The 4866-nt window shown below is 69.6% G+C and carries 3 protein-coding genes; 1 reads left to right on the top strand and 2 read right to left on the bottom strand.

The features are described 5' to 3' along the window. Nucleotides 1-172: 172 nt before the first annotated feature. Nucleotides 173-1945: a GMC family oxidoreductase gene (locus H0523_RS31470; RefSeq protein WP_054435330.1), complete on the bottom strand. Its 1773-nt coding sequence runs from the start codon at nt 1943-1945 to the stop codon at nt 173-175. Further along, entirely contained in the window at nt 1938-2675 is a 738-nt protein-coding gene (locus tag H0523_RS31475) for a gluconate 2-dehydrogenase subunit 3 family protein (protein ID WP_054435328.1), read from the bottom strand. The genes H0523_RS31470 and H0523_RS31475 overlap by 8 nt, the downstream gene beginning before the upstream one ends. 590 nt (nt 2676-3265) lie before the next feature. Here H0523_RS31475 and H0523_RS31480 point away from each other — a divergent pair. After that, a complete protein-coding gene (locus tag H0523_RS31480; RefSeq protein WP_054435326.1) occupies nt 3266-4843 on the top strand; it encodes a TerC family protein in 1578 nt (525 codons plus the stop codon). Nucleotides 4844-4866: the final 23 nt, after the last annotated feature.

The raw sequence follows: 4866 nt of genomic DNA on the forward strand, positions 1-4866 counted from the left end.
GGTGCGGCCGGCGCGGCGGGCTGGGCCGGCGCGGGCGGGGCCTGCACGGCGGAGGCGCGGATCGGGCCGTCGCCGCCGGTGCCGAACATCTGGTGCAGGGTGGCAATCAGGGTGATGGCGGGCACGCCCACCATCAGCGCCACCGCGATGAGGATGCCGTTGCGATGTTCGATCATGATGACACCAGCCGTCCCGGCGAACGTAGGTAGTCCGCCTTGATTTTCTCGACGATCCAGTAGGCGGTGGCGCCCACCGTGCCCGTGGGGTTGTAGCCCGAGTTCTGGGGAAACAGCGCCGCGCCCGTGACGAAGACGTTGGGCACGTCCCACGACTGGCCGTAGCGGTTGACCACGCTGGTGGCAGGATCGCTGCCCATGGCCGCGCCGCCGGTCAGGTGGGTCGACTGGTACACCGTGGCCGAGAACGGCCGCTTGCGCGGTCCGGGCTCGGTCTGGGTCACGCCCTTCATGGCGCGGCCGATCTCGTCGCCGCGCTCGGTCAGGAACGCCGACATGCGGATGTCGTTGTCGGGGAAGTCGTAGGTCACGCGCAGCAGCGGCAGGCCCCAGGCGTCCTTATAGGTGGGATCCAGGCTGAGGTAGCCGCCGCGCCAGGGCTGGGCCGAGCCGGTGATGGTGATGTTGGCGGCGTGGTTGTAGTAGCGCTTGACCGCTTTCTTCCACTCGGCGCCCCAGCCCGGCGTGCCCTTGGGCGTGGGGTGAAAGCCGATCGGCGCGCCGCTGACCACCTGGATCTGCAGGTAGCCGCCGCCGACGAAGCCGTGCGGGCCATGATCGAAGTTGTCGGCGCTGAAGTCGTCCATGGTGACCGCCACGGCGCCGGCGCCCATGAACGGATTGATGTTCACGGATTCGTCGAAGAACAGGTTCACGCCGGAGGTGGTCTGGTGCGTGTAGTTGCGGCCCACCACGCCCTTGTCGGTCACCGGGTCGTAGGGCTGGCCGATGCCGGACAGCAGCAGCAGGCGCACGTTGTTGATGCCGAAGGCGCACAGCACCACGATCTCGGCCGGCTGGAACATCTCGGCGCCGGCCGCGTCCACGTAGGTCACGCCGCGCGCGCGCTGCTTGTCGGGCGTCAGCTCGACCCGCAGCACGTGCGCGCCGGTGCGGATCTCGAAGGTCGGCAGCTTCATCGCCACCGGCAGGATACAGACCTGCGGCGAGGCCTTGGCGAAGTGCTCGCAGCCGAAGTTGGAACAGAAGCCGCAGTACACGCAGGCGCTCATGTGCAGGCCTTCGCTGTTCACGTAGGGCCGGGTACAGAGCGCGGACGGCTGTACATAGGGGTGGTAGCCGAGCTTGCGCGCCGCCTCGCCGAACAGGGCCGGCGCATACGGCACCTTCATGGGCGGGTTGGGGTAGGGCCGCGAGCGCCAGGGCTCGAACGGGTTGCCGCCTTCCTGCTTCTGGCCCTTGAGGTTGCCGGCCTGGCCGGAGGCGCCGATCAGGTAATCGTAGCGGTCGAAGTACGGCTCCAGTTCGTCGTAGGTCAGCGGCCAGTCCTGGCAGGTCAGTTCCGGGTCGAAGATCTTGGCGCCGTAGCGTTCGGTGTAGTGGCTGCGCAGGCGGAAGTCGGTGGGGTCGAAGCGGTAGTAGGCGCCCGACCAGTGGTTGCCGGCGCCGCCCAGGTGGGTGCCGGGATAGGCGAACTGCCAGCGCCGCATCGGCAGCGCCTTCTGGTCGGTGTGGTTGCGGAAGGTGAAGGTCTCGGTGGCCGCGTTCTGGTGCAGTTCGTGGCGCCGCGTGTACTTCAGTTCGTCGTGGACGTAGGGGCCCTGGAAGTCGGGCGAGGGCCAGCGCGCCTCGCCGCGTTCCAGCACCACCACGCGCTGGCCCGCCGCGGCCAGTTCCTTGCCGATGATGGCGCCGGTCCAGCCGCCGCCGACGATCGCTACGTCCACCGGGGGGAGCGTCTTAGCCATGGCCGTCTCCCGGTTTCATCGTGTGCACGCGCGCATTGGCGATGGACACGGGCCGGCCGGCCCAGATCACGCCGTGGCGCTCGATGTCGTTGGAGAACGAGGCGTAGGCGCCGGGAAAGCCCACCAGCTTCCAGCCCACCATGTCGATGTTGCCGCCATACAGCGGGTCGGAGAAAAAGCCCTCGATGGTGGCGTCCAGCAGGGCCTGGAAGAACACCGCCGACGGCAGCGGCGAAAAATCCGGCTTGCCGGCTTGCATGTCGTGCAGCCAGGCGTCCTGGCGCTGGGCGTCCAGTTCGGCGTAGGGCTTGCCGTCCTGCTTGCGGGCGGCGGCGTCCAGCGCCGCCAGGCCGCGCCGGAACATCTCGGCGGGCGTGAACGACAGCTGATAGCCCTGTTCGGGCGTGCCGGCCTCGAACGGCCCCTGGCGGTAGAACTGCTCGCCCGCGCCCCAGGCGCCCGCCAGCTGGCCATCGAGGAACTGGGTCACGCCGGCTTCCTTGGCGCCGGGGCCGAGCTCGTCGGCCGGGATCAGGCGCGCGGCGATGGCGTCCATCGCCAGGGCTTCCTGGGCGTTGAAGAACTTGAGCGTGCGGTTGGGCGGGGCGGCGGCCGGGGCGGCCATGGGGTCGGGCGCGGCGGCGGCGTGGGGCGCCCAGACGGCGCCGGGCACGCCCACGGCCAGGGCTTTGAGCAGCCCGCGCCGTGCGGAAACAGGTTGGTCTTTCATTCATCGCTCCAGCGGCGGAGCCGACGTCCGGCGAGGCCGGCCCCAAGGCGCTGCGGCCCGCGAGGCGACGACCTCCGGAGCGTTCGGCTCCCGAGTGAAAGGGATCCCGCGACAGCCTATGTGTACGTGCACTGAGTGTGTCACCGATCCGGGTGCCGCGACAACTCCCCGATGCGGGCCAACCCGGATTTTTTCGATTGCTGCATTTCAGCTAATATTCAGGTTCCTGAAAGAATGAGAGCACGGCGGAACACGCGGCCTGCGCTTGCCCGGCAAGCGCGGACGGTTTCGCCATCTATGACCGACGACCCGCCTCCTAGTAAGGCGCCGCTCACGTGGCGGCGCCCGGTTTCCCCTCCCTGCCGACTTCCGGCATCCGGCCGTTCCCGGCCGGTTCCCCACGATCTCGCGGCAGCGCCCACGCCTCGCATAGGCGGCCGCGCGCCGCCGCCGATCCGTCCGACACCGCCCGCGCGTCCCACCCGGACCCGTGCGCCTGATCTATTCTGTCCGAGTCCGTCCCTGGCGATGGCGCCGGCTTTGCCGGGCGCCCGCGCGCACTCGATCCTGATCCTTCTTGTGGAACGTTGATGATCTTCGACTGGATGTCCGACCCGACCGCCTGGCTTGGCCTGGCGACGCTGGTCATTCTTGAAATCGTGCTGGGTATCGACAACCTGGTGTTCATTGCCATCCTGGCCGACAAGCTGCCGCCGGCGCAGCGCAACCGCGCCCGCATGATCGGCCTGACGCTGGCCATGCTGATGCGGCTGGGCCTGCTGGCCAGTATCGCCTGGGTGGTGACGCTGACGACGCCGCTGTTCACCGTGCTGGGCGCCGAGATCTCCGGGCGCGACCTGATTCTGATCCTGGGCGGCCTGTTCCTGCTGTTCAAGGGCACCATGGAGCTGCACGAGCGCGTCGAAGGCAGCAGCGGCCACGACAGCGGCCAGAAGGTGCAGCACGCCGTGTTCTGGCAGGTGATCCTGCAGATCGTGGTGCTGGACGCGGTGTTTTCGCTGGACTCGGTGATCACGGCGGTCGGCATGGTGCAGGACCTGAGCATCATGATGATCGCGGTGGTGGTGGCGATGGCCGTGATGATGTTGGCCAGCCGCCCGCTGATGGGCTTCGTGGCGCGTCACCCGACCGTGGTGATCCTGTGCCTGGGCCTGCTGCTGATGATCGGTTTCAGCCTGGTGGCCGAAGGCCTGGGCTTCCACGTGCCCAAGGGCTATCTGTACGCCGCGATCGGCTTCTCGATCCTGATCGAGCTGTGCAACCAGCTGGCGCGCCGCAACCGGGCCAAGGGCACGCACGCCCTGGGCCGCCGCCAGCGCACCGCGCAGGCCGTGCTGCGGCTGTTGCGCGCCGGCCGCGGCGGCCAGGCGTCGCAGCAGGCCGACGATGTGGTGGCGCTGGTGGACGGCGCCGGCGAGGAGCCGGCCTTCGCGCCGGAGGAAAGCTCCATGATCGAACGCGTGCTGGCCATCGGCGGGCACGACGTGCGCGCCATCATGGTGGCGCGCGGCGAGATGATCTGGCTGGACGTGGCCGATACGCCCGACGTGATCGTGCGCAAGTTCGCCTCGGGCCACTCGCGCCTGCCGCTGTGCGCCGGCGATCCGGCCAACGTGCTGGGCGTGCTGCACTTCAAGGACCTGCTGCCGCTGTTGCAGAACCCGGGCCCGATCGACCTGGTCGAGCTGGCGCGCGAGCCACGCTACGTGATGGAGACCACGCCGGTGCTGAAGGTGCTGGAAGAACTGCGCGCCTCGCGCGACCACATGTTGATCGTGGTCGACGAACACGGCGTGTGCGAAGGGCTGGTGACGCCGATGGACGTGCTGACCGCGGTGGCCGGCGAGCTGCCGGAGGACAGCGAGGCGCCGCCCGAGGCGCTGCAACTGTCCGACGGCTCGTGGCTGCTCGACGGGCGCCTGGCCCTGGCCGAGGCGGCGCGGGTGCTGGAGGTGGCGGACCTGGCCGATGACGCCGGCGACGCGACGCTGGCGGGCCGGCTGCTGCGCGCCGAAGGCCGCATTCCCGACACCGGCGATGTGATCGCATGGCGCGACTGGCGCTTCGAGATCACCCGCCGCGATGGACTGCGCATCGACCAGATCCACGCCCGCCTGGCCACCGGTCCGGCCGCGGACCCGGCCTGACGCGCCGCGTCCGGGCGGCGGCC

It is taken from the genome of Achromobacter insuavis (assembly GCF_902859645.1).
Taxonomy (GTDB): Bacteria; Pseudomonadota; Gammaproteobacteria; order Burkholderiales; family Burkholderiaceae_B; genus Achromobacter; species Achromobacter insuavis.